The following is a 24066-nucleotide window of genomic DNA, read 5'->3' as shown; positions in this document are numbered from 1 at the left end:
GCCGTCGGCCGCCGCCGCCAAACCGAACAGTTCGGTTGGGTAAGCTGAGCCTCATGGCCTCCCGCAGCAGCGTCACCGACGCCACCAGTGACCGCATCATTTCCGCGGCCACCGCCGAATTCGCCCGTCATGGCATCGCGGGAGCGCGGGTCGAGCGGATCGCCAAGGCGGCGCGCACCAGCAAGGAACGCGTCTATGCGTACTTCCGCAGCAAGGAGGCGCTCTACCGGTTCGTCGCCGGACGGGAGCTCGCCGCCATGGCCGAGGCTGTCCCCCTGGATCCCGCCGATCTGCCGGGCTACGCCGGCCGCATGCATGACCACGCCGTCCGCCATCCCGAACGCCATCGGCTGATGATGTGGGGCCAACTGGAGCTGCCGGCCGGGGAGGCCCCGTCCGACGACCCGGTACAGGAGTCCCTGCGCCGCAAGATCGAGCAGGTACGCAAGGCACAGGAGGCCGGCCACCTCGATCCCGCGTGGGAGCCCGAGGACGTTCTCGTGTTCGTCAGTCAGCTGGCTCTGTCGTGGGCCGGCCAAACCGACCTCGTTCCTCTCGGCGAGGAACGCGACGCCTTCCTGGCGGCCCGCCGGGCAGCCATCGTCGCCGCCGTCCAGCGCCTCTTCCCTGCGACGGCATGAACCAGCTGTAGCGGCCGACGGTGATGGGCCACGGATTCGTCAGCCAGGGTGACGTCCTCGCCGTGCCGCAACCCGGTCGATGCCGCCGCCCGCTCGCCGCACCTCACTCGAGGCCCCCATGCTTCCCATTCCGCTCACGCCGCCAAAGGAATTCACAGAAGATCGCACACCGCCTGAATGTCTGAAGCAGCCCCGGAAACGCGGTGGATCGGACCGGTGACCCGGGCCAGAGGCAGGCCGGTGCTCTGGTTTGCGTGGGCGATGATCTCGGCCGTGATGGAGATGGCCGTCTCCTCGGGGGTGCGGGCGCCGAGGTCGAGGCCGAGCGGGGAGCGTAGCCGGGCCAACTGCCTGTCGGTGAGCCCGACTTCGCGCAGGCGGCACAAACGTTCGTCGTGGGTACGCCGGGAGCCCATCGCGCCGACGTAGCCGACGGGCAGATCGAGGGCGAGCTGGAGCAGGGGGATGTCGAACCTGGCGTCGTGGGTCAGGACGCAGACGGCCGTCCGGGCGTCCACGGCCGTCTGGGCCAGGTAGCGGTGGGGCCAGTCGACGACCACCTCGTCGGCGTGCGGGAAGCGGGCTTCGGTGGCGAAGACGGGGCGGGCGTCGCACACGGTGACGTGGTAGCCGAGGAACCGGCCGGCCTGGGCGAGGGCGGCGGCGAAGTCGATCGCGCCGAAGATCAGCATGCGGGGGCGGGTGGCGGCCGCGTGGACGAGGACGGAGAGCTTCTCGGGGCAGGTGTCGGCGTCTGAGCCGAGGGTGAGGAGTGCAGTGCGTCCGGTACGCAGTTGGGCGGTGGCCCGGTCCGCCACGGCCCGGCCGGTCGGCCCGTCGCCGAGCGTGCTGTCGGCGATCCAACTGTCGCCAAGCACGCTCACAGTGGCGCCGAGCAATCCCTCGGGCCCGTCCACGACCTGCGCCACGGCGGCGGGCCGGCCCTCGACCGCCTCCGCGAGCGCCGCGCCGAGATGCGGCTGGACGGCGGAGTCGACGCGCTGGACGAGCACGTCGAGTTCGCCGCCACAGGTCAGGCCCACGGCAAAGGCGTCGTCGTCGGAGTAGCCGAACCAGGCCCGCCGGGGCCCATCCTGCTCATCCAGCACCTGCCGACACAGCTCGTACACCGCGCCTTCGACACAGCCGCCGGAGATGCTGCCGATGGCCTTGCCGTCCTCGTCCACCGCCACCGACGTTCCGACGGGCAGGGGTGCGCTGCCCGTGACGTCGACGACCGTGGCCAGGGCGAAGGGGCGTTCCTCGCAGCACCAGCGGTGCAGTGTGTCCGCGATGTTCAGCATGGGGGTCTCCAGAACAGACGTCGCTGTCGCAGAAGGTGGATCGGGCCGCCGCCGCGTCCACGGGGGCGCAGGCGCGGCGGCGGCCCGGGGAGGTCCGGCAGCCGTACGGGGAATTCGGCTGCCGGACCCGTCCATCGAGGCGGTGTCGTCAGAGCAACGCCTCGGCACTGATGGGCAGTTGGCGGATTCGTCGGCCGGTGGCGTTGAAGACCGCGTTGCCGATCGCGGCCGCCACGCCCACCTGGACGACCTCGCCGAGTCCCTTGACGCCCAGCAGGTTGCCGGCGTTGTCCTCGCCGTCGAGGTAGATCGCCTTGATCTCAGGCACGTCGGCGTTCACTGGCACGAGGTAGTCGGCCAGGCTGGCGTTCACGATCCGCCCGTCACGGTGGTCGGTGACCGTGTGCTCCAGCAGGGCCGTGCCGATACCGCCCACGATGCCGCCGAACGCCTGGCTCTCGGCCAGCTTGGGGCTGATGATCCGCCCCGCGTCGTACACGCCGAGCATCCGCCGCACCCGCACCAGACCCAGGTTCGCGTCCACGGCGACCTCGGCGAAGGTGGCGTTGTAGGCGAAGTAGGCGGACCGTTCGCTGCCCGGCCCGTCGTAGGAACCGTTCGCTTCCAGGTGGGAGCGGTCGTTGCGGGCCAGCAGGCTCTTGTACGTCTCCCCGCGCGTCAGGCTGCCCTGCACGTGCAGTCGGCCGTTCCGCACCACCACGTCGTCCGCGTTCACGCCGTACAGCGGCGACTCCCGGTCCTCGACGGCCAGCCGGATCGCCTGCTGCCGCACCTTGTTGCAGGCGTCGACGACGGCCGAGCCCACGCTCGCCATGGTCGCCGAGCCGCCGTGCGGCGAGGTCGGCGGATAGCGGGAGTCACCGAGCCGGAAGGTCACCGTGCGCATCGTCAACCCGAGTGCGTCTGCGGCCACTTGGGTCTGGGAGGTGTAGGTGCCGGGCCCCATGTCGCTGGTGGCCGCCTCGACCACCGCGGTGCCGTCGGCATCCAGACGGGCCCGAGCCTGCGCGGGATACCGCCCCGGGTCGTACACACCAGTGGCCATGCCCAGGCCGATCAGCCAGTCCCCGTCCCGCGTCGAGCGCGGCCTCGGGTTACGGCGGTCCCAGCCGAACTCACGGGCACCGACCGTGTAGCACTCACTGAGCCGCCGGGTGGAGAACGGCTCGTTCGTCGACTCGTCCTCGTTGGGCTCGTTGCGCCGGCGCAACTCGATCGGGTCGACGCCGAGTTCGTGCGCGAGCTCGTCCATCGCGGACTCGATCACGAACGATGCGGAGGCGAAGCCGGGGCCGCGCATCCAGATAGGGGTGTTCACATCGAGGGGCACCCGCCGGTACGCCTGACGGACGTTGGGCATGCTGTAGAGCATCTGGCCGGCCGGCATGACGGCTTCGAAGAACGTCTCGTACGACGAGGTTTCGGCGTCGATGTCGTGGATCGCGGCGTTCAGCCGGCCTCGCCGGTCGCTGCCGAGCCGCAGCCGGTACTCGTACGACGGCCTGAAGCCGGTGCCGAAGTACATCTGCCTGCGGCTGAGCACCAACTTGACCGGGCGTCCCGCCACCCGTGCGGCCAGGGCGGCGACGACTGTGTGCGGCCAGCAGCGCAGTCCGCTGCCGAAACCGCCGCCGACGAACGGCGAGATCACGCGCACCGAGTCCGCGGGCAGGTCGAACACGGCCGCGAGCTCGTCGTGCGTGCCCATCACCCACTGGGTCTTGTCCCAGACGGTCAGCTTGTCGCCGTCCCAGCGGGCGATGGTGGCGTGCGGCTCCATCGGGTTGTGGTGGTTGCGCGCCAACTCGTACGTCAGGTCCAGCCGTACGGCCGAGGAACGCAGGCCGGCTTCCGCGTCGCCGCGCGCGTAGTCCGTCGGCTCGCCCGGCTCGGCCTCGTGCAGGTCGGTCGAGGGCCGCCCGGCGTCGTAGCGGACCTTCACCAGACTCGCCCCGTGCCGCGCGGCCTCCAACGTGCTCGCCACCACGACCGCTACCGGCTGACCGTGGAAGAGCACCCGGTCGTCCTGGAAGACCCTGAGCCTGCGCCCGGGCGGGTTGTTGGACCCGGCGTTGTCGCGGTACGGCAGCGTCGGCGCGTTGCCGTGATGGATCACCCGCAACACACCGGCGTGTTTCTCGGCGTCGCCGGTGTCGATCGAGGTGACACGGCCGCGTCCGATGCTCGCGTCGACGATGACGGCATGCACCACACCCTCGACGTCGTGTTCGGCGGCGTACAGCGCCTTTCCGGTGACCTTGAGGCGGCCGTCCACCCGGGACAGCGGCGCGCCCACGGCCGCCTGTGGCTGGGGGCTCACTTCGTACCTCCTACGATGCGCAGCTGGCGTTCGACGGTCCGTTTCAGCAGCTCGACCTTGAAGCCGTTGTGCTGAAGGGGACGGGCGCCGTCCGCCGCCTTCGCAGCAGCGGACGCCCACAGGGACTCCGAGGGACGCTCACCGACGAGGTGCTGCTCGACGACGGGCAGTTTCCAAGGCACGGTCCCCACGCCGCCGGCGGCGACCTTCGCGTCCTGGATCACCCCGCGCCGGACGTGCAACGCGACCGCCGCCGAGGTCAGTGCGAACTCGTAGGACTGCCGGTCGCGCACCTTCAGGTATCCGGACTTGAACGGACGCGGAAGCGCTGGGATCTCCACAGCCGTGATCAACTCGCCTTTTCTGAGGGCTTGTTCACGGTTCGGGGTAGTGCCGGGCCGTAGCAGGAAGTCGGCGAACGGCAGGGTGCGCGCGCCCTCCGGGCCAAGGAGGTGCACCGTTGCCTCCAGGGCAGAGAAAGCCACGGCCACGTCGGAAGGGTGGGTGGCCACGCAGGCGTCGGAGGTGCCGAGGATCGCGTGCATCCGGTTGAAGCCCTCCCGCGCCGCGCAACCGGAGCCGGGCTCACGCTTGTTGCAGGCCGCGGTCACATCACGGAAGTAGGTGCACCGGGTGCGCTGCATAATGTTGCCGCCGATGGTGGCCATGTTCCGCAGCTGCGCGGACGCGCTCAGTTCCAGGGCCTGGGAAATGACGGGATACAGCGTGCGCACCTTGGGGTGCGCGGCGGCCTCGGCCATCCGCACCAGCGCCCCGATGCGCAAGCCCCCGCGCTCGGTGACGGTGACTTCGCGGAGCGGCAGGCCGGAGATGTCGACCAGCGCCTCGGGGCGCTCGACGGTCTCCCGCATCAGGTCGACCAGCGTGGTCCCCCCGGCGATGTAACGGCCGCCTGCGCGACCGGCCTTGACGGCTTCACGGGTGTCGGAGACGCGGGTGTAGGAGAAGGGATGCATGGTGGGCCGCTCCTCACTTCCGGCCCGCGGTCTGTTCGACCGCGCGCACGATCTTGACGTAACAGCCGCAGCGGCAGATGTTGCCGCTCATCCACTCCCGGATCTCCTCCGGCGAACCGGTGTGGCCCTCCTGGATGCAACCGACGCCGGAGAGGATCTGCCCTGGAGTGCAGTACCCGCACTGGAAGGCGTCCTCGTCGATGAACGCCTGCTGCAGCGGGTGCAGTTCGTCGCCCTTGGCCAGGCCCTCGATGGTGGTGACCTCGGCGCCCTCCAGCCGTACGGCCAGCGTCAGGCAGGAGTTGACCCGCTGTCCGTCGACCAGCACCGTGCACGCCCCGCAGGCTCCGGCATTGCAGCCCTTCTTGGAGCCGGTCAGGTCGAGGTGCTCGCGCAGCAGGTCAAGGAGCGAGGTCCGGTTGTCCACCGTCACGGTCCGGCGGGTGCCGTTGACGGTCAGGGAGACCCGGCTGGAGGGCGCCGCTTCCGCGGCGGAGGCCTCCTCCGAGCCGGCGAGGAACGTCCCTCCGGCCACCACGGCACCGCCCACCACGACACCCGTGGCAATGACGGTACGTCGGCTCGGCCCCGAGGAGGACTCACCCGATTCGGTCGAGGGTGGAACAGCGGATTCAGAGAGGTCAGCAGACATGCGTACGCCTTCGCATCGCGGACAGGACAGTCGTGAACAACAGCGGGGCAGCAGGCGCGGGTTCAACGCCGCCACGGGGATAAGGGCTACCGCGCGCCTTGGCAGCGACGGCCGGTCACGCCGGGAGTCTTGCATCACCGGCGACACTCGCGGCAGGGAGACTTTTATCCCCCCTTTGCCTTCTCGTGGTCTTCTCCATGACGAGGAGGCGGTGAGCGAACCGAATTCTTGAGCGCATGATTCTTGAAGGCATGGCACATTTCGCGCGCCACCGGGCAAGAGCCTGACTCTGACAGTGGTAGGAACCGCGAACGTAGGCACATTCCTGCCCTGGGTCATTTCCCGGCGGCGAGGCAGGCTCGTCACCGTGCCCGGTCGGAAGGCAGCCGGGCGCGAGAGCACTGCTAGGAGACCCCCCTCATGACCACCGTTGCTGCTTATGCCGCTCCCGCCGCGAAGGCTCCGCTGGAGCGCACCACCATCGAGCGGCGCCCGGTCGGCGAGTTCGACGTGCTGATCGACATCAAGTTCGCCGGTATCTGTCACTCCGACATCCACCAGGTCCAGGAGGGCTGGGGTACGGCCATCTTCCCGATGGTCCCCGGTCACGAGATCGCCGGTGTCGTCTCCGAGGTCGGCCCCGGTGTCACGAAGTACAAGGTCGGCGACCGGGTGGGCGTCGGCTGCTTCGTCGACTCCTGCCGCGAGTGCGACCACTGCAAGGCCGGCCTGGAGCAGTACTGCACCGGCAGCGGCATGATCCAGACGTACAACTACCTCGACAAGGACGGCCGGCCCACCTACGGCGGCTACTCCGAGAAGATCGTCGTCGACGAGAACTACGCCGTCCGCATCCCCGACGGCCTCGCCCTCGACGTGGCCGCCCCGCTGCTGTGCGCGGGCATCACCCTGTACTCCCCGCTGAAGCACTGGGGCGCGGGCCCCGGCAAGAAGGTCGCGATCGTCGGTCTGGGCGGCCTCGGCCACATGGGCGTCAAGATCGCGCACGCGCTGGGCGCCGAGGTCACGGTCCTCTCGCAGTCGCTGCGCAAGAGGGACGACGGCCTGAAGCTGGGCGCGGACCACTACTACGCCACCAGCGACCCGAAGACCTTCGAGGAACTGGCAGGCACCTTCGACCTGATCGTCTCCACGGTCTCGGCCCCGCTGGACTTCAGCGCGTACGTGAATCTGCTGAAGATCGAGGGAGCCCTGGTGAACGTGGGCGCCCCGGAGGGGCCGATCTCCGTCAACGTCTTCCCCCTGATCATGGGCCGCCGGTCGATCGCCGGCTCCGCCATCGGCGGCATCGCCGAGACCCAGGAGATGCTGGACTTCTGCGCCGAGCACGGCTTCGGCGCCGAGATCGAAGTGATCGCCGCGTCCGAGATCAACGAGGCGTACGAGCGGGTGCTGGCCAGCGACGTCCGGTACCGGTTCGTGATCGACACCGCGACGATCTGACCCCGGATTCTCCACCACAGTCCCTGTGCCCTTGTCGGGCCGCCGCACTGCGGTCCGACAAGGGCACGGCCATGAGGATTGCAGGCGTCCGCACCATTACCTGATTCACTCAGATCCCGACAGGGAGGAATTACTCCCTGGGATAATTCCTTCCCTCCCTCTTTGCCTTCCCAGACCGAGCTCAAGATGCGAAAAATCCATTCACGGGCCTATCTTGAGGGATATCCAGGCGCCCGGAGTACCACACATCAAGCACCCTTGCCGGGAAATCAGGAGCGCACCATGACCGAACTCGACATGGCCGAGCTGGCATTCAACGGATTCGTCGGGCAGTGGACGGAAGGCACCACCGACGGCCGGCGCGCGCCCCTGCTGCGCCGCCCCTCCGAACTGGGCCTGGCCTACGAGGACGTGACGTTCCCGTCGATGGACGGCGTGCCTCTCGAGGGGTGGTTCATCCCGGCCGACTCGGACCGGCTGATCACCCACAACCACTTCTCCCCCGGCAACCGCTACGGCTATCCCGGACACCTGCCCGGCTGGGACCGCTTCGGCGGATTCGAGGTCAACTTCCTCCCCGCCTACAAGGCACTGCACGACGCCGGCTACAACGTCCTCGCCTACGACCTGCGCAACCACGGCATGAGCGGGTACGGCAACGGCGGCATCTGCACGATCGGCCTCACCGAGTACCGCGACGTCATCGGAGCCCTCCGCTACGCCGCGGCACGCCCCGACACCAAGAACATGAAGAAGGCCCTGCTGTCGGTGTGCCTGGGCGCCAACTCCACCGCCGTCGCCTGGGCCAAGCACCCCGAGGAGTTCGCCGAGATCCAGGCGCTGGTGATGCTCCAGCCGTTGGAGGGCCGTTCCATCGGCGAGCAGTTCTCCAAGGCCCTCGGCTTCAAAGGCGGTTACGACCGCCTCGACCAAGCCGTGCTGGAGCGCACCGGCTTCCATCTGGCAGAGCAGTCGCCCGCGAAGTACGCCTCCGCCATCACCGTGCCCACGCTGGTGGCGCAGGAGCACGATGACATCATGACCACCCCCGAAGCCGTGCAGGCCGTCCACGACGCCATCCCCGTCGAGGACAAGGTGATGCACTGGATCCACGGCAGCACCCGCCGCTTCGACGGCTACAACTACTTCAGCGAGCACCCCGAGGTCGCTGTCGACTGGTTCGACTCCCACGTCCGCTGACGAACAACGCAGGAGAGGCAGGGCCATGGAGGAGTTCTTCGCCAAGAACCTGGCGTGAGCGCCGATCACGGAAAGCCGACCCGGGGCTGGCCCCGGGTCGGCTTTCCGTCTGTCGGGGCTCAGCGCCGCCGCAGACGCAGTACGGGCGCCAGGTTCAGGAGCAGCCCGATCGCGGCTACGCCGGTGACCAGGTTCAGGCCCGGCCGGTAGGCGGTGAAGTCGCCGCGGCTGTCGCCGGCTTGGGCGATCACGGCAGTGAGTACGGCGAGGACGAGGGCGGCGCCGACCTGGCCCGAGGTCTGCACCAGGCCGGAGGCGAGGCCCTGTTCGGAGTCGTCGATGCCTTCGGTGGCCTGGGCCATGATGGCGCTGTAGCCGAACGCGAAGCCGCCGCCGAGGAGCAGCAGGGACGGGAGCATGGCGGTGACGTAGTCGGGTGAGGAGCCGGCCGTCGCCAGGAACCAGACGTAGCCGAGGGTCAGCGAGGTCATCGAGGTGATGATGAGCGGTGCTGTGCCGAAGCGGTTGACGAGCCGGCCGGTGAGGGGCGAGCCGACGGCGACGATCAGGCCGACCGGCAGCAGCGCGAAGGCCATGCGCAGAGGCGACCAGCCGAGCCCGTCCTGCAGGAACAGCGTCATCATGAACTGGAAGCTGAGGTAGGAACCCATCAGCGCGACGATGCTGAGGTTGGCCCGGACCGTGGTGGCCTTGCGCAGGATGCCGAAGCGGACCAGCGGGTGCCGGACCCGCTGCTCGATCAGGACGAAGGCGAGCAGCAGCAGGGCGGCGACGCCGAAGGCTGCGAGGGTCGCCCCGGAGGCCCAGCCCGTCTGCGGGGCGGTGACCACGGCGTACACGGCGAGCAGCATGCCCGCGGTGAGGGTGACCGCCCCGGCCGGGTCCTGGCCGCCGGTCTCGGTGCGGCGGTCGCGCGGGATCAGAATCAGGCCGACGACCAGCGCGAGCAGGGCGAGCGGGACCGGCATGAGGAAGGTCCAGCGCCAGCCGATCCCGGTGAGCAGACCGCCCAGGATCAGGCCCGAGGAGTAGCCCAGGGCGCCGAAGAGGCTGAAGACCGACAGCGCCCGGTTGCGCTGCGGGCCCTCCGGGAACGTCGTGGTGAGGATCGACAGGCCGGCGGGCGCGGTGAAGGCGGCGGCCACGCCCTTGACGAAGCGGGTGGCGATCAGCAGCGTGCCGCTGTCGACGAGGCCGCCGAGCAGCGAGGCGGCGGCGAAGACGGCCAGCGCGACGAGGAAGACGCGGCGGCGTCCGAGCAGGTCGGCGGTGCGGCCGCCGAGCAGCATCAGGCCGCCGTAGCCGAGGACGTAGCCGTTGATGATCCACTGCAGTGAGCCGGTGGCCATGCCGAGGTCGTGGCCGATGGAGGGCAGGGCGACGCCGACCATGGAGACGTCGAGGCCGTCGAGGAACAGCACGAGGCACAGCACGGCGAGGACGGCCCAGAGGCGGGCGGTCCAGCGCGGTTCGGGGACGGCCGAGGGCAGCGTCCCGGGGCGGGACTGGGTCAGGGACATGGGGAGGTGGATCTCTTTCCTGGCGGATGAGCAGGCAGGTCGGACGCCTCGGCGCTGAGGAAACCGGTTCTGTCGGTGGGAAGAGGGCCGGACCGGGGCGGGGACGCGCGGCGCGGTGGGCCTCGTGACGAGCGTGCCAGGAGAGCCGTACACGAAAAAGGGAGAGCCTCTTCCTAGGCGCGGGGCGCGTAGGAGGAAAGGCTCCCCCTTTGAAGGGAATACCTGGGCGACGAAGGGAACACCTGGGCGACGGTCAGGCGGAGCTGTCGCTGGTCGCGTGGCTGGGGTCCGCCGCCCAGGAGGCCAGCATGCGCAGGCTGTCGTGGGTCGGGGTGCCGGTTTCGGCGGTCCAGACGATGATCGCCAGGTCGGGATCGGCGGCCCAGGTGACGGCGTTCCAGTCGAGGTGCAGGTCGCCGACGACGGGGTGGCGCAGGTGCTTGGTCCCGGTGTCCCGAACGGCGACGTGGTGGGCGCCCCACCACTGGCGGAACTGCTCGTCCCGGACCGAGAGTTCACCCACCAGGGTGGCGAGCTGTGTGTCCCCGGGATTGTTCGCGTTGTGCATCCGCATCTGGGCGATGGCCAGCCGGGTGACACCCTCCCAGTCCGCGTACAGCTCGCGCATCGCGGGGTCGGTGATGAGCAGCCTGATGTAGTACCGCTGCTTCTCGGGGATCTTGCCGAAGTCGGTGATCAGGGCGGCGCCCATGGCGTTCCAGGCGACGATCTCGGTGCGCGGACCGATCACGAACGCGGGGGTGTGCGCCATGTCGTCGAGCATGCGCTGCAACTGCGGCTGCGCCTTGAGGCGCGGCTGCCGACGGGGCGGGCGGAAGTCGTCCTTGGCCGCGAGCTCGTACAGGTAGGCGCGCTGGTCCTCGTCCAGGCGCAGCACCCGGGCCAGGGACTCCAGCACCGACGGCGACGGCTGGATACGGCCCTGTTCGAGGCGGGCGTAGTAGTCGGTGCTGATGGCCGCCAGTACGGCGACCTCCTCACGGCGCAGGCCTGCGACGCGACGCGAGCCGCCGTCGGGCAGACCGACGGCGGCCGGGTCGAGCTCGGCGCGGCGCGCCTTGAGGAATTCCCCCAGATCGTGGCGGTGAGGATCGCGGTTCATGCCATCACCTTGGCATCGGAAGGCCGCGTTGTCAGGGGGAGAGATTTGTCCCTGGAAGTCCTCACCGCCGAGAAGCCGCGCTGCCCTGCGGGATCAGCGGACGCGGCTCCACTTCCCGGTGAGCTGGACGAACTCGCCACCGACGATGGAGCTGGCCAGGGACGTCCCCGCCGTGTAGTCCTGGATGTGGGTGACGATGTCGCCGGAGACGGGTTCGACCCAGCGCACGACATACAAGCCGTCGCGGACCTTGGTCGCGCTGTAGTCCATGGTCTCGGTCTTGCCCTTGTGGTCGCCCGTTGTCAGCACGAAGCTGACCTCGGACTCCGATGCGAAGGTGATCTCCGCCGCGAAGGGGCCGAGCTCCGCCAGCCAGGTCTGGCCCACGCTGGGGAGAATTGCGTTGGTCTCCATCGGTACTGCCTCTCTATGACGGCGCTCGGCCCCGCGGGGTCAGCGGACCCGGGACCACTTCCCGTGGAGCTGGACGAACTCGCCGCCGATGACCGAGCTGGCCATGCAGGTGCCCTCGGTGTAGTCCTCGATGTGGGTGACGTGGTCGCCGGCGTCCGGCTCCGTCCAGCGCACGACGAAAAGGCCGTCGCGGAGCTGGGTGGTGGTGTACTCCATCGTCTGCTTGCGGCCCTTGATGGCGCCGCCGGTGACCTCGAAGCTGACCTGGGTCGCCGATTCGAAGGTGATCTCCACCGTAAAGTGGCCGAGCGGGGTGTCCGGGCCGAGGTCCGCGAGCCAGGTCTGGCCGACGCTGGGGAGAGTCGCGTTGCTGTCCATCGGTATTGCCTCTTTCTGTCGTACTGGGGGGTGTCGTCAGCCGAGGGTCTTGACGACTTCCCGGGCGAGCGGGACGGCCGAGGCGGGGTTCTGGCCGGTGATGAGGGTGCGGTCCACTTCGAGGTGGGGAGCGAAGTTCTCCTCGCCCTTGTGGTAGTCCGCGCCGACGTCCGAGATGAGACGGTCCTGCAGCAGCCACTTCGCCCGGTCCGCGAGGCCGTTCTGGATCTCCTCGGAGTTGGACAGACCGGTCAGGCGATAGCCGGAGAACGGGGACTTGCCGTCGGCGTCCACGGTGGACAGCAGCGCGGCCGGGCCGTGGCACACCAGCGTCACGAGCTTGCCGGAGGCGAGCCAGTCGCTCAGCAGCTTGCCGGCCGCGGGGTCGTCGGACAGGTCCTCCATCGGGCCCCAGCCGCCGGGGACGAACACGGCGTCGTAGTCGTCGATGTTCACGTCCTCGATGCGGATGGGGTTCGCCAGTTCGGTGGCCTCGCGCAGGGCGGTCTTCATCTGCTCGGCGCCCTCCTCGCCGCCGTTGAAGTCCGGGGTGAGGCTGAGGGCGTCGGCGGTGGGCGGGACGCCGCCGGGGGTGGCCGCGGCGATCTCGTAGCCGGCCTCCTTGAAGACGCCGTACGGGCCGATGGCCTCCTCGGCCCAGAAGCCGGCCGGCTGCTCGAACCCGTCGGCCAGGGTCCAGTGGTCGGCGGCGGTGATGAGGAAGAGGATCTTCGCCATGGGGTGCTCCCAGGTGTGAGTGCGGGCGGTCAGTTGTTCGCGGCCTGCTGGACGACGTGGCTGTCAGCGGCCTGGATCAGGTGGGTGAGCTTGCCGTCGCCGACCGTCCACAGGTGGATGAAGCGGGCGTCCGACTCCTCGCCGGACTTGGACACGGCGTGGTAGTGACCGCGGACGAACACGTGCTCACCGGCGTCGTAGAACTCCTCGGCCACCGCGCCGAAAGAGGTGAAGCGCGGCGCGAGCCGGCCGAAGAAGTCGCCGCCGGCGCTCGCCCAGGTCTTGTAGACGCCGCCGTAGGGGAAGCCGGGGGTGATGTCCCAGACGATGTCGGGGTCGATGACCTCGGCGACCACGTCCGGGGCCATGCCGGAGTCGTAGAGGCGGCGGACGAGAGCGAGGTTCGGGGAGTCGGACATGGTGCTGCTCCTTTACAGGTCAGGCTGCGGGTGAGGTTCTCGGGTTCAGGCGGCGAGAGCGGCGCGGCCGGCGCGGAAGAAGGCGGTCTGCTGCGCGACGCGGGCGCCGAGGCCCTCGGCGGTGGCGATGTCCGACTTGTGGACGGCCTCCGGACCAGCATCGGTCGGGGTCTGGGCGCCGGCACCGACGAAGTAGCCCAGACGGTTGATGTCGTTCTCGCTGCCCTCGGTGGAGGCCCAGCCCGGCTGCACGCCCAGGCTGACCCAGTGCATGCCGTGCTGGGCGGCCATGGTAAAGAAGTAGCCCAGGGTCGAGGACTTGTCGCCGTTCTTGGCACCGGAGTTGGTGAAACCGGCGGCGATCTTGTCGACCCAGGTCTGGGTGAACCAGCGCTTGCTACTCGCCTCGGCGAAGGTGTGGAAGGCGGCGGAGGCGGTGCCCATGTAGGTGGGGGCACCGAAGATGATGGCGTCGGCGGCGTCCAGCTGCGCCCACTGTTCGTCGGTGATCGTGTCCACGGGGATGGAGATCACCTCGGCACCGGCTTCCGCGGCACCGCGCGCCACGGCCTCGGCTATGACAGCGGTGTGGCCGTAGCCGGAATGGAAAGCGACGGCGACCGTGGGGCGGGAGGTGGAGGACATGGGGGTATTGCTCCTCGAAAAGGATCTCGAAAGGGATTGCACGAACCGTGCTCTGGAAGCATGGCACGGAATTCAACAGCGAAGGTAGGAAGGATTTGTCCCTGGCTTTACGCCGGGAATCTTCTGCCGATTTTACGAATTCATGGCGGGGATCGCCGCCCAGGAGGAAAGGAAGCGCAGGCCCTCGTATGCACGCGAGTCGGGTTCGGCGCTCCAGACGATCAGCTGCTGATCGGGGTCGGCCACACAGGTGAGGGCGTCCCAGGCGAGGGAGAGTTCACCGGCGACCGGGTGGTTGAACACCTTGGTGCCGCCGGTCCGGGGCACCACGGGGCGGCCTCCCCACCACTGGCAGAACTGGTCGTCCAGCACTGACAGCTCGCCGACGAGGTCGGCCAGTCTCCGGTCGTCGGGACAGGCCGCGGCCTGCTGCCGCAGCACGGCCACGGCGTTGCGGGCGGAGTCCTCCCAGTCGGCGTACAGCGTTCTCATGGCCGGGTCGGTGAAGAGCTGCCGGACGTAGTTGCGCTGCTGCTGGGAGACCTTCGCGAAATCGGTGCCGAACAGGGCGGCGGCCATCGGGTTCCACGCCAGGATGTCCAGGTGCCGGCCCAGGATCACCCCGGGAACCACGCTGAGCTCGTTCAGCACGGTACGCAGCCGCGGGTGCGCCTTCTGCGGGGCCCGCCGTCGCGCCCGACCGGCCTCCCTTCCGGCCAGCTCGAACAGCTGGTCCCGCTGGGCGTCACTCAGGTGCAGGACCCGGACAAGCTCGGACAGCACGGACGTGGAGGGGGTCAGGCGACCCTGCTCCAGGCGGATGTAGTAATCGGTGCTGATGGCGGCCAGCACGGCCACCTCGTCCCGGCGCAGGCCGGCCACGCGCCGGCGCCGGTCGGTTTCGGGCAGACCGACCGTGCGGGGGCTGAGCTCGGCCCGGCGGGCCTTCAGGAATTGGCCCAGCTCCTTACGGTGCGCACTGCTGTTCATACTGGCCAGTCTGCGCTGTCCGCCACTCGGCTGGGTAGGAAGGTTTTATCCCTGGATACCTCTCTCCCAGGGTGGAATTCTCCTCTGTACGGGTCCTGCGGGCGGTGACAGAGTCGGAGAGCGGCAATTGTTTTCACAGGCCGTCGGCGCTTCTGTGCACCCTTATGGCCATCGTCGACGAATCCGGCACGTCCGGGTGACACCGCTGCCCGAGAAACGCTTCAGGAGAAAAGACATGCGCGCAACCGTGATCCACGCCCCCGGTGACATCCGGGTGGAGGACGCCCCCGAGCCCAAGATCGTCAACCCGACCGACGCGATCATCCGCACCGTCGCCACCTGTGTGTGCGGCTCGGACCTGTGGCCGTACCGCGGCCTGGAGCCGGTCGGCGACCCGCACCCGATGGGGCACGAGTACGTCGGCATCGTCGAGGAAGTCGGCAGCGAGGTCGGCAACGTCAAGCCCGGCCAGTTCGTGGTCGGCTCCTTCGCTACCTCCGACAACACCTGCGCGAACTGCCAGAAGGGCTGGCAGTCCTCCTGTCTGAACCGCGAGTTCATGGGCACCTGCCAGGCCGAGTACGTGCGCATTCCCAACGCCCACGGCACCCTGGTCGCCACCGACGAGCACCCCTCCGGTGACTTGGTACCGAGCCTGCTGGCCGTGTCCGACGTGATGGGCACCGGCTGGTACGCGGCCCTCGCCGCCGAGGTCAAGCCCGGCTCGACGGCCGTCGTGGTCGGTGACGGAGCCGTCGGCCTGTGCGGTGTCATCGCCGCCAAGGAGCTCGGCGCGGAGCGGATCATCGCCATGTCCCGGCACGAGTCCCGACAGAAGCTCGCCCTGGAGTTCGGCGCCACCGACATCGTCAGCGAGCGCGGCGAGGAAGGCATCGCCCGCATCAAGGACCTCACCGGCGGCATCGGCGCCGACTCCGTCCTGGAGTGCGTCGGCACCTCCCAGTCCATGAGCCAGGCCCTGCACTCCGCCCGCCCGGGCGGCAACGTCGGCTTCGTCGGCGTCCCGCACGAGGTCGCCGTCGACGGCCAGGAGCTGTTCTTCTCCCAGGTCGGCCTGCGCGGCGGCCCTGCGCCCGTGCGCCGCTACCTGCCCGACCTGATCAACCGCGTGCTGTCCGGCCACATCAACCCCGGCAAGGTCTTCGACCTCACCCTGCCGCTGGAGCAGGTCGCCGAGGGCTACAAGGCCATGGACGAGCGCCGCGCCATCAAGGCCCTCCTCAAGCCCTGACCCGATCGCCTCGTGGGCGTGAGCTGCACCGCCGCGCTCACGCCCACGAGGGCCCCCGCACGGTCGTGAAGGAGCAAGCCCATGACGGCCTGGACGAACGACGAACTGACCCGGATCGAGCACGCCGAGGAACTTCGAATGGCCCCCTCGCGCAGCGACGGAACGCCGCGCACACCCGTGCCGATCTGGGTCGTCCGCGACGGCGAAGACCTCTACGTCCGCTCCTTCCGCGGCAGCGCCGGCGCCTGGTACCGGACGGCCCGGGCCAGCCACGAGGGCCGTATCCGCTCCGGCGGCGTCGACAAGGACGTCACCCTCATCGAGGTCTCCGACCCCGCCGTCAACGACCGTATCGACACCGCCTACCGCACCAAGTACGGCCGCTACGGCGCGAGTTACGTCGATCCCATGGTGGCCTCGCGGGACACGACCCTGAAACTCGTACCGCACTGACCTACAGGAGACAAGAACCACCGTGCTCGGTCTCGAACTCGTCGTGGTCCTGGGCGTGGCCGTGCTGGTGGGCAACGTCGTGGGACAGCGCCTCGGCATCGCCCCACCCGTCGTCCTGCTCGTGACGGGTGTGCTCCTCGGGTTCATCCCGGCGGTCCGGCAGGCGCAACTGCCCCCGGAGGTCGTGCTGTTGCTCTTCCTGCCGGTGCTGCTGTACTGGGAGAGCCTCACCACCTCCCTGCGGGAGATCCGCACCAACCTGCGCGGCATCCTGCAGCTGAGCACCGTACTCGTCATCCTCACCGCCTGGGCCGTCGCCGCGACGGGGCACGCCCTCGGGCTGCCGTGGGGGCCGGCCTGGGTGCTCGGCGCGGCCATGGCACCCACGGACGCGACAGCTGTCGGCGTCCTCGCCCGCGCCCTGCCCCGCCGCCAGGTCACCATCCTGCGCGCGGAGAGCCTGGTCAACGACGGTACGGCCCTTGTCGTCTACGGCCTCGCCGTCGGCATCACGGTCGGCGAGGAACACCTGAGCATCCCGCACGTCGGCGGGCTGTTCCTGCTCGCCTACGGCGGCGGGGCCCTGGTCGGGGTGGCGGTCGCGTGGGTCAACATGAACCTGCGGCGCCGCCTGACCGATCCGCTGCTGGGCAACCTGGTCATGATCCTGGCGCCCTTCACCGCGTATCTAGTCGCCGAACTGGTCGAGGCTTCCGGTGTCCTCGCGGTGGTGGTCAGCGGCCTGATCATGTCCCAGGTCGCCCCGCGCATCATCCAGGCCGAACACCGCACGCAGGCACTGGCGTTCTGGCCGCTGGCCACCTTCATCATCAACGGTGCGCTGTTCGTCCTGGTGGGGGTGGAACTGCAGTACGCGGTCCGCGACCTGGGCCGCGCCGATCTCCGGGACGCGCTGATCGCGGTGGGTGCCATCTGCGTGGTGCTCGTCGCCGTGCGCTTCGCGTTCCTGTACGCCTCCACCTACCTGGTCCGCGCCCTCGACCGCCGCCCCCAGCAACGCACGCTCCGGGTCGGTCACCGAACCCGTGTCGTCAGCGGGCTGGCCGGCTTCCGGGGCGCGGTCTCGCTCGCGATGGTGCTCTCGGTGCCGCAGACCCTCGACTCGGGCGAGCCGTTCCCCGACCGCAGCTTCATCGTCTTCGTCACCTCCGGGGTCATCCTCGTGACCCTGGTGGCGCAGGGACTGCTGCTGCCGGTGGCGGTGCGCTGGGCGCAGCTGCCGCCCGACACGTCGGTCGACGAGGAACACGACCTCGCCGAGACCACCGCCATCGAAGAGGCGATCAAGGCGATGCCCCAGCTCGCCGCCGATCTGCGGTCCGAACCGAAGATCGTTGAGTGGCTGCGGCAGGAGTACGAGGCGCACTTGGCGTCGGTACGGGCCAGGAGCGCGGGCGCCACCGACGACCCGGCACTGCTCCAGCACCAGGACTACCTCGCGCTGCGCCTGGCCCTCATCGCCAACAAACGCTCCACCGTGGTCAGACTCCGCGACGAGCGACAGATCGACGACACCGTTCTGCGCCGCCTGCAGGCCGCCCTCGACAGCGAAGAGGTGCGCCTGTCGGGAGGCGCGGCGGTCGAATGACTCATCCCTGAGGAAGGACTTTCCATGAAGGCCATAGGACTGACTGAATTCGGCGGGCCCGAGGTACTTCGGGTCCTGGACCTTCCGGTCCCCCAGGCCGGGCCGGGCGAGATACGAATACGGGTGCACGCGGCGACGGTCAACCCCGTCGACGCGCTGGTGCGCCGAGGGATCGCCTTCGTCGCCGACGCCGAGCCGCCCTATGTTCCCGGGATGGACGCGGCGGGCGTGGTCGAGCAGATCGGCGAGGGAGTCGACACCGATCTCGCCGTCGGCGACCACGTCATGGCCGTCGCGGTCGTCTCCGGAACGCACGGGGCATACGCCGAACACCTGGTCGTCCCCGCCGAGTCGGTGGTCCGCGTACCGGCCGGCGCGAGCGACATCGAGGCCGCCACGATCCCGATGAACGGACTGACAGCCCGGATGGCGCTGGATCTGCTGGAACTTCCCGTGGGCGCCACCGTGGCGGTCACCGGAGCGGCCGGCGCGGTCGGCGGCTACGCCGTCCAGCTGGCCAAGGCGGACGGGTTCCGGGTGATCGCCGACGCGGCGCCGAAGGACGAGCAGCTGGTGAAGGAGCTCGGCGCCGACGTGGTCCTGGCTCGCGGTACCGAGTTCCCGGAGCTGGTGCGCAAGGAAGTGCCCGCGGGTGTCGACGGACTCGTCGACACCGCGGGTGTCGCGGGCCTCGCCGTCGGCGCGGTGCGGGACGGCGGCATGGTCGCGTCGTCGGTCGGCGGTACCCAGGTGCCAGGTGAACGCGGTATCGAGGTCCGGTTCACGTTCGTGCCGCAGTACGCCCGCGAACGCGCCCAGCTCGACCTCCTCCGCCGGCTGGCGGAGGAGGGCCGGCTCACCCCGCGCGTCGCTCGGACCCTGCCTGCCGACGAAGCGGTCGAAGCACACCGGCTGCTGGAGGCCGGTGGCCACCGGGGACGGCTGGTCCTCACCTTCTGAGTGAGGTCGAAGGCCACCCGCAGCACCGACAAAGACGCGTCCTCGGACGGCTTCAGCACGGCGGTGCAGCCGCTGGTCAGAACGGCACCGATGGTCCAGAACTGGCTGTTGAGCGGACCGTTCCAGTGGCCGTCGGCACGCAGCGGCAACTCTGCCACGGCTCGTGGACTGAAGCCGGCGGCGAGTCCGTGCTCGACAGGCCCGTCGCCGCCAGGGTGCAGGTGAGTCGTGCCGCTCGGCGTCACGCCCCAGGGCAGGGGGCGTCAAAGGGTTTGCCGCCCCTGATGAGGGCGTACGGCACGCGGGTCTCGGCAGCCGTCAGACTTTCTTCCGCTTCTTCGCGGGCGTGGCCGTGCTACCGCGCACGGTAAGCGTGGTGGCGATTTCCACGCCGATCTGCGCCGGCCTCTCGCCGCGGCCGAGAGAGAGCGCGAGCTCGGTGGCTGCCGCCGCCATCTCCGTCAGCGGCTGGTGAACCGTTGTCAGCGGTGGGTCCACCCACGCCACGACAGGGAGGTCGTCGAAACCCACGACGCTGAGGTCGTCGGGAATGGTGAGTCCCAGTTCGCGGGCGGCCTGGTAGACGCCCAGTGCCTGCAGGTCGTTCGAGGCGAAAATGGCGGTGGGTCGCTCGCTCCGCATCAGCAGTTCACGCGCGGCTTCGCTTCCGCCTTCCCTGGTGAGCGGTGCATGGATCACCAGGCCGGGATCGGTGGGCAGGCCTGCTGCCTCCAGGGCGGATGTGTAACCGGCCTGCCGCGCACGGAAGCAGGAGACATCCCGGGGGCCGCCGATCATCGCTATGTGGCGGTGCCCGAGGTCGATCAGGTGCCGGGTTGCCGACTGGCCACCACGCCAGTTGGTGGCGCCGACGAAGGGCACGTCGTCGGGGGGTTCCTCCGTCGGGTCGAAGACGACGAAGGGGATGCCCTTGGCGCTGAGTTGCTCGCGCTCCTCGTCGGACAGCTGGGCCACGGACAGCACGCAGTGCGGTCGGCGGCCCACCATGTCCTCCACGGTCCGGGTGGGTGCGTCATGGAGCCCGAACTCGGAGACCATCACGCCGACCCGGTTCTTGCTGGCCACTTGCTCGACGCCACGGATGATCTCGACCGCCCACAGGCTCTTCAGTTCGCGGAACACCAGCTCCATGGTGGTGTTGCGGCTGCCCGGCGGCTTCTTGTAGCCGTAGCGGTTGATCAGTTCCTCGACGCGGGCGCGGGTGTCGCTGGAGACGCCTGTCCTGCCGTTGAGCACCTTCGAAACGGTGGGGATCGAGACTCCGGCCGTCTCGGCGATGTACGCGATGGTGACCGGCCCCTGCGGTTGTTCCGGGGTGCCCGGGGCGTGCTCCGTCGACACGTCCGACCCGTTGTCCGCCACGCTCGCCTGCCCTAGCTGCCGCCGAACGATCGCATCCGGGTTCACGGAGGGAATGCCCAGCACTTTATGTTGTCGTTGTCGCCGGATTCATTATGGCACTTCAGGCTGACGAGCGACGTCCCCAAGTGTTTCTCATTCTTGAATCAAGGCGCTTTATGTTTCGTGGCATGTGGCCGTCGGCCCGGTCACGGGGCGTCGCCACCGTTCCCGGGCCAGGTGGTTCCTCGGGTCAGGTGCTCGACCCCGTCACCGTGGTGCCGGAGCGGCTGACCTGGTACGTCACGGTGGTGCCGCTCCAGAAGTGGAAGGTGAGGGTGACCGGCGCGCCGTCGGTGAGGCTGCCCAGGAAGGCGGCGGTGAGGTCGATCGCCCCGCCGGGGTAGTCCGGGGAGAACGTCGTGTTGAACTGCTGGTAGGAGGTCCAGGTGGCGGTGCCGGCATTGGACCCGTCTGCGTACTTCGCTTCCATGGTGGCCAGTTGGTCACCCCGGAAGGCCGTGGGGATGACCAGGCCGCTGCTCGTGCCGGACGCGTTCGAGAGCGCGGGGGTGTCGTACGTGCGGATGTGGACAGGCCAGGGCAGGCCGCAGGAGAAGCGGAATTGGATGGTCGAGTCCAACCCGTAGGCGCGATCCCCCGCGAGGCGGGTGAGAGCGGCGGCGGTGAGGGTGACCTGGTCGCCGGAGACGGTGTAGTCGCGGCCCGGGGTGAGCTGCCGGTCCCCCTGCCACACACCACGGAAGGAGGTTCCGTTCAGGTTCAGGGTGAGCGTCTGCGCGCCGATGGTGCCCGACTTGGGCAAGTACACGGTGTCGCTGGAGGCGGTCCCGGAACGCGTGGTCCAGGCGGACCTGATCCGGTTGATCAGCTCGGGATCACGCCACTGGAACGTGTCCCTGTTGAGATAATTGAAGGCATCCCACAGCGCGGTGGTGACCTCGTTGACCCGGGCCTCGTAACCGAGTTGCTCGAAGTACTTGAACCCCTCCCCGCGCTCGATCATGGCCGGGTGATGGAAGTCCGGGTAGTTGAGGAGACCGAACTCCCCCAGGTACACCGGGATGCCCTTGGCGACGAAGATGTCGTGCATCAACGTGAAGGCCTGCGTCATGTCCTGCTGCGAGGTGGCGTCGAAGCGGGTGTAACCGGCGATGTTGACGCTGAAGGGCCAGAAGCCGTAGTAGTGCACGGTCGCGACGAGGTTGTCGTCCTTGAGCGAGGCCATCTCGGTGGCGAGGTCTTCCATCAGCGACTTGCTGGGCGTGGCGTACACCGTGGGCAGAAGCAGCAGCCTGTTGGTGTTGCCGCCGCCGGAGGCGCGGACGATGTGGTGGAACGAGGTGTTGAGTTCGTCCAGCAGCTGCGTCTTCTGGGCGTCGGTGGCGTTGTTGAACTGCGGCTCGTTGACGCTCTCGAACAGCAGGAGGCGCGGCTCGTCCCGGAAGGCGTTGGCGATCTGGGTCCAGGTGGCGTCGAACCGCGCCAGCACTCCGTCGTGGTCGGAGGGCATGTCGGCGATCCACTCCCACGAGTCGTGGTGGACGTTGAGGTCCACGTAGAGGCCGTCGGCGATGGCCCAGTCGACGACCTGCTTGACACGGTTCATGAAGGTGGGGTCGATGGTGTACGGCGCCGTCGATGACTGGTGACCGCTCCAGGTGACGGGGATGCGGACGCTGCGGAAACCCTGAGCCTTGACCGTGTCGAGCAGGGCCTTGGTGATCGGCGGGTTGCCCCAGGACGTCTCGTCCGGGATGGCGTCCAGGGTGTTGCCGAGATTCCAGCTGGGCTGCATGGCCTTGACGACGGCCATGCGGTCGGAGGGCGCGGCAGAGCCTTGGGGCACTCGTGAGGCGGCCAAGGCGGTGCCGCCCCAGGCGAGTTGGGTTGCCGCTGTGAGCGCGAGAAGCACGCCGACGGAACGGCTGAAGGGTCTGGGGCCTGGGCTGTTGTTCTCCTGCCTGTGCCTAGTGGTGCGTTGTTTCCAGTGCACGGTGCCATCCCCTTTGGGCGGTTGAGTGGTTGTCGGAGGTAGGAGGACCGAGGCTCCTCGTCAGCGGTGACCGGGGGTGTAGTCGAACCAGTCGAAGTGCACGGCGCCGTCGGTGGCGTAGAGGCCGACGACCCGGCCGGTGAACCCTCCGGCGACCTCGGTCGACAGGTAGCGGCCGTCCAGCGAGGCCACGTCCGTCGTCGTCCCGTCGGGTGTCTCGACGCCGAAGACCAGGCAATCGGGGCCCGTGCGCGAGTCGTGCGGCTCAGGGGCCTCTTCGGTGCGCACGGTGAGCACGACGGGACCTGCGGGCAGCGGAAGTTGCGCCGCCACGGAGCGCAGCGACCCGATGCGGGCGATCACCCGGACTGTGCCCTCGGGCGTGGCCTCGATGGCGTAGTGGTGCCGGTCGTCCAGGCGGACGGCCAGGCCGCCGGTGCCCTCGGAGCAGTCCGCCAGGGTCCGCGCCTGAAAGGTGAGGTGCTGTTGGCGCCGCCCGAGGAAGATGACGTCGGGTTCGTCCAGGGACGCCCCGCGGGCGCGCAGGGTCAGCCGGCTGGAGCGCTCCTTGGTGGTGCAGTGCTCGGCCGGACGGTCGAGGAGCGAGATCCAGGACGGCTGCAGCTCGTTCGAGTCGAAGTCGTCGCGCTCGGCCGGCGCCACAGCCGGTACCAAAGGCCAGGGCATCGTGGGGAGTTCGGGGTTGACCTCACCGACGACGGGCCAGCCGTCGACCCAGTCCACGGGAGCCAGGAAGGTCTCCCGGCCCAGGATGTGCCAGCCGGGGGTGCCGCCCTGTGGGCGGACGCCCAGCAGCACCATCCACCAGGAGCCGTCCGTCGCCTGGACGAGATCGGCGTGGCCGGTGTTCTGGATGGGGCGGTTGGTACTGCGGTGGGTCAGGATCGGGTTGGACGGGCAGGGCTCGAAGGGGCCGTTGGGTGAGGTGCCGCGAGCGATGGAGACACCGTGGCCGCGCTCGGTGCCGCCCTCGGCGATCATCAGGTACCAGTAGTCGCCGATCCGGTACAGGTGCGGGGCCTCGGGGGCGGCGGCACCCGGGGTGCCGGACCACACCGGCTGCGGCTCACCGAAGGTCTCGCCCGTGCTCGGGTCGATACGCACCTGGGCGACCCCGGAGATGGTGCACCAGCAGTTTCCTTCCTCGTCCCAGGCCAGGTCGGGGTCGATCCCGGGGACTCCGGGGAGACGGACCGGGTCGGTCCAGGGGCCGGCGGGGTCGGTCGCGCTGACCACCAGGTTGCCCTCCCCGGGGGCGACGTTGGTGACGATCAGCCAGAACCGCCCGTCGTGATGGCGCAGGGTGGGCGCGTAGAGACCGCCGGAGGAGGGGGTGTCCCGGGGCAGGCGGAGCTGACTGGGGCGGTCCAGGGCATTGCCTATCTGCGTCCAGTGCACCAGGTCCCGACTGTGGAAGAGGGGGATGCCGGGGAAGTACTCGAAGCTTGAACAGGCGAGGTAGTAGTCCTCGCCGACACGGCAGACGCTGGGGTCCGGGTGGAATCCCGGGATCACCGGATTGGCGGCGCGTGCCGTCGCGTACTCGTCGGACACCTGGTCAGGTCCCT

The 24066-nt window shown here is 69.2% G+C and carries 22 protein-coding genes and 1 pseudogene; 7 read left to right on the top strand and 16 right to left on the bottom strand.

The features are described 5' to 3' along the window. Window positions 1-53 precede the first annotated feature (53 nt). Window positions 54-641, top strand: a complete 588-nt coding sequence (locus tag ABZO29_RS37080; RefSeq protein WP_367324569.1) for a TetR family transcriptional regulator — start codon at window positions 54-56, stop codon at window positions 639-641. Between the two features lie 152 nt (window positions 642-793). Here the strand turns inward: ABZO29_RS37080 and ABZO29_RS37075 are convergent, their stop codons facing one another. The 4 genes from ABZO29_RS37075 to ABZO29_RS37060 form a co-directional block, all read right to left on the bottom strand. Beyond that, window positions 794-1945, bottom strand: a complete 1152-nt coding sequence (locus tag ABZO29_RS37075) for an XdhC family protein (RefSeq protein WP_367324568.1) — start codon at window positions 1943-1945, stop codon at window positions 794-796. 148 nt (window positions 1946-2093) lie between these two features. Beyond that, window positions 2094-4286, bottom strand: a complete 2193-nt coding sequence (locus tag ABZO29_RS37070) for a xanthine dehydrogenase family protein molybdopterin-binding subunit (protein ID WP_367324567.1) — start codon at window positions 4284-4286, stop codon at window positions 2094-2096. Further along, a complete protein-coding gene (locus tag ABZO29_RS37065) occupies window positions 4283-5263 on the bottom strand; it encodes a xanthine dehydrogenase family protein subunit M (protein ID WP_367324566.1) in 981 nt (326 codons plus the stop codon). The genes ABZO29_RS37070 and ABZO29_RS37065 overlap by 4 nt, the downstream gene beginning before the upstream one ends. Before the next feature lie 13 nt (window positions 5264-5276). Beyond that, complete coding sequence (locus ABZO29_RS37060) at window positions 5277-5915, bottom strand: (2Fe-2S)-binding protein (RefSeq protein WP_367324565.1); 639 nt, start codon at window positions 5913-5915, stop codon at window positions 5277-5279. 420 nt (window positions 5916-6335) lie between these two features. Here ABZO29_RS37060 and ABZO29_RS37055 point away from each other — a divergent pair, with 420 nt between their 5' ends. Next, window positions 6336-7379, top strand: coding sequence for an NAD(P)-dependent alcohol dehydrogenase (locus tag ABZO29_RS37055; protein ID WP_367324564.1), 1044 nt, complete (start codon window positions 6336-6338; stop codon window positions 7377-7379). 282 nt (window positions 7380-7661) lie between these two features. Then, window positions 7662-8579, top strand: coding sequence for an alpha/beta hydrolase family protein (locus ABZO29_RS37050; protein WP_367324563.1), 918 nt, complete (start codon window positions 7662-7664; stop codon window positions 8577-8579). A gap of 119 nt (window positions 8580-8698) precedes the next feature. Here ABZO29_RS37050 and ABZO29_RS37045 read toward each other — a convergent pair whose 3' ends face one another. The 8 genes from ABZO29_RS37045 to ABZO29_RS37010 form a co-directional block, all read right to left on the bottom strand. Continuing rightward, complete coding sequence (locus ABZO29_RS37045; protein WP_367324562.1) at window positions 8699-10120, bottom strand: MFS transporter; 1422 nt, start codon at window positions 10118-10120, stop codon at window positions 8699-8701. Between the two features lie 253 nt (window positions 10121-10373). Beyond that, on the bottom strand, window positions 10374-11243 hold the full coding sequence (locus ABZO29_RS37040; protein ID WP_367324561.1) for a helix-turn-helix transcriptional regulator: 870 nt from the start codon (window positions 11241-11243) through the stop codon (window positions 10374-10376). A gap of 93 nt (window positions 11244-11336) precedes the next feature. Beyond that, the gene (locus ABZO29_RS37035; protein ID WP_367324560.1) at window positions 11337-11657 is read right to left on the bottom strand and encodes a hypothetical protein; all 321 of its coding nucleotides are present in this window, start codon (window positions 11655-11657) and stop codon (window positions 11337-11339) included. 39 nt (window positions 11658-11696) lie between these two features. After that, window positions 11697-12035, bottom strand: coding sequence for a hypothetical protein (locus tag ABZO29_RS37030; protein WP_367324559.1), 339 nt, complete (start codon window positions 12033-12035; stop codon window positions 11697-11699). 36 nt (window positions 12036-12071) lie between these two features. Beyond that, a complete protein-coding gene (locus ABZO29_RS37025) occupies window positions 12072-12773 on the bottom strand; it encodes a type 1 glutamine amidotransferase domain-containing protein (protein ID WP_367324558.1) in 702 nt (233 codons plus the stop codon). Between the two features lie 29 nt (window positions 12774-12802). Continuing rightward, window positions 12803-13192: a nuclear transport factor 2 family protein gene (locus tag ABZO29_RS37020; protein WP_351710045.1), complete on the bottom strand. Its 390-nt coding sequence runs from the start codon at window positions 13190-13192 to the stop codon at window positions 12803-12805. A 45-nt stretch (window positions 13193-13237) separates the two neighbouring features. Continuing rightward, window positions 13238-13837, bottom strand: coding sequence for a flavodoxin family protein (locus ABZO29_RS37015; protein ID WP_367324557.1), 600 nt, complete (start codon window positions 13835-13837; stop codon window positions 13238-13240). A gap of 132 nt (window positions 13838-13969) precedes the next feature. Further along, the gene (locus ABZO29_RS37010; protein WP_367324556.1) at window positions 13970-14827 is read right to left on the bottom strand and encodes a helix-turn-helix domain-containing protein; all 858 of its coding nucleotides are present in this window, start codon (window positions 14825-14827) and stop codon (window positions 13970-13972) included. Between the two features lie 235 nt (window positions 14828-15062). Between ABZO29_RS37010 and ABZO29_RS37005 the strand changes: the two genes are divergently transcribed. The 4 genes from ABZO29_RS37005 (at window position 15063) to ABZO29_RS36990 (ending at window position 19101) form a co-directional block, all read left to right on the top strand. Continuing rightward, the gene (locus tag ABZO29_RS37005; RefSeq protein WP_351710037.1) at window positions 15063-16079 is read left to right on the top strand and encodes a zinc-dependent alcohol dehydrogenase family protein; all 1017 of its coding nucleotides are present in this window, start codon (window positions 15063-15065) and stop codon (window positions 16077-16079) included. A gap of 81 nt (window positions 16080-16160) precedes the next feature. Beyond that, entirely contained in the window at window positions 16161-16532 is a 372-nt protein-coding gene (locus ABZO29_RS37000; RefSeq protein WP_367324555.1) for a DUF2255 family protein, read from the top strand. A 22-nt stretch (window positions 16533-16554) separates the two neighbouring features. Next, the gene (locus ABZO29_RS36995; protein ID WP_367324554.1) at window positions 16555-18141 is read left to right on the top strand and encodes a Na+/H+ antiporter; all 1587 of its coding nucleotides are present in this window, start codon (window positions 16555-16557) and stop codon (window positions 18139-18141) included. Window positions 18142-18165: 24 nt separating this feature from the next. Beyond that, window positions 18166-19101 (top strand): NADP-dependent oxidoreductase, encoded by a 936-nt coding sequence (locus tag ABZO29_RS36990; RefSeq protein ID WP_367324553.1) that lies wholly within the window; start codon window positions 18166-18168, stop codon window positions 19099-19101. Window positions 19102-19124: 23 nt separating this feature from the next. Here ABZO29_RS36990 and ABZO29_RS36985 read toward each other — a convergent pair. The 4 genes and pseudogenes from ABZO29_RS36985 to ABZO29_RS36970 form a co-directional block, all read right to left on the bottom strand. Beyond that, a pseudogene (locus ABZO29_RS36985) lies at window positions 19125-19259 on the bottom strand (aldehyde dehydrogenase family protein); the annotation flags it as partial. 160 nt (window positions 19260-19419) lie between these two features. Beyond that, on the bottom strand, window positions 19420-20484 hold the full coding sequence (locus tag ABZO29_RS36980) for a LacI family DNA-binding transcriptional regulator (RefSeq protein ID WP_367324552.1): 1065 nt from the start codon (window positions 20482-20484) through the stop codon (window positions 19420-19422). Window positions 20485-20713: 229 nt separating this feature from the next. Next, window positions 20714-22297, bottom strand: coding sequence for a cellulase family glycosylhydrolase (locus ABZO29_RS36975; protein WP_367324551.1), 1584 nt, complete (start codon window positions 22295-22297; stop codon window positions 20714-20716). A gap of 240 nt (window positions 22298-22537) precedes the next feature. Further along, entirely contained in the window at window positions 22538-24052 is a 1515-nt protein-coding gene (locus ABZO29_RS36970) for a glycoside hydrolase family 43 protein (RefSeq protein WP_367324550.1), read from the bottom strand. Between the last annotated feature and the right edge of the window lie 14 nt (window positions 24053-24066).

Origin of the sequence: Streptomyces sp. HUAS ZL42 (assembly GCF_040782645.1) — a bacterium.
Taxonomy (GTDB): Bacteria; Actinomycetota; Actinomycetes; order Streptomycetales; family Streptomycetaceae; genus Streptomyces.
Note: the sequence above shows the minus strand (reverse complement) of the source record. Positions and strands in the feature narration are given on the sequence as shown.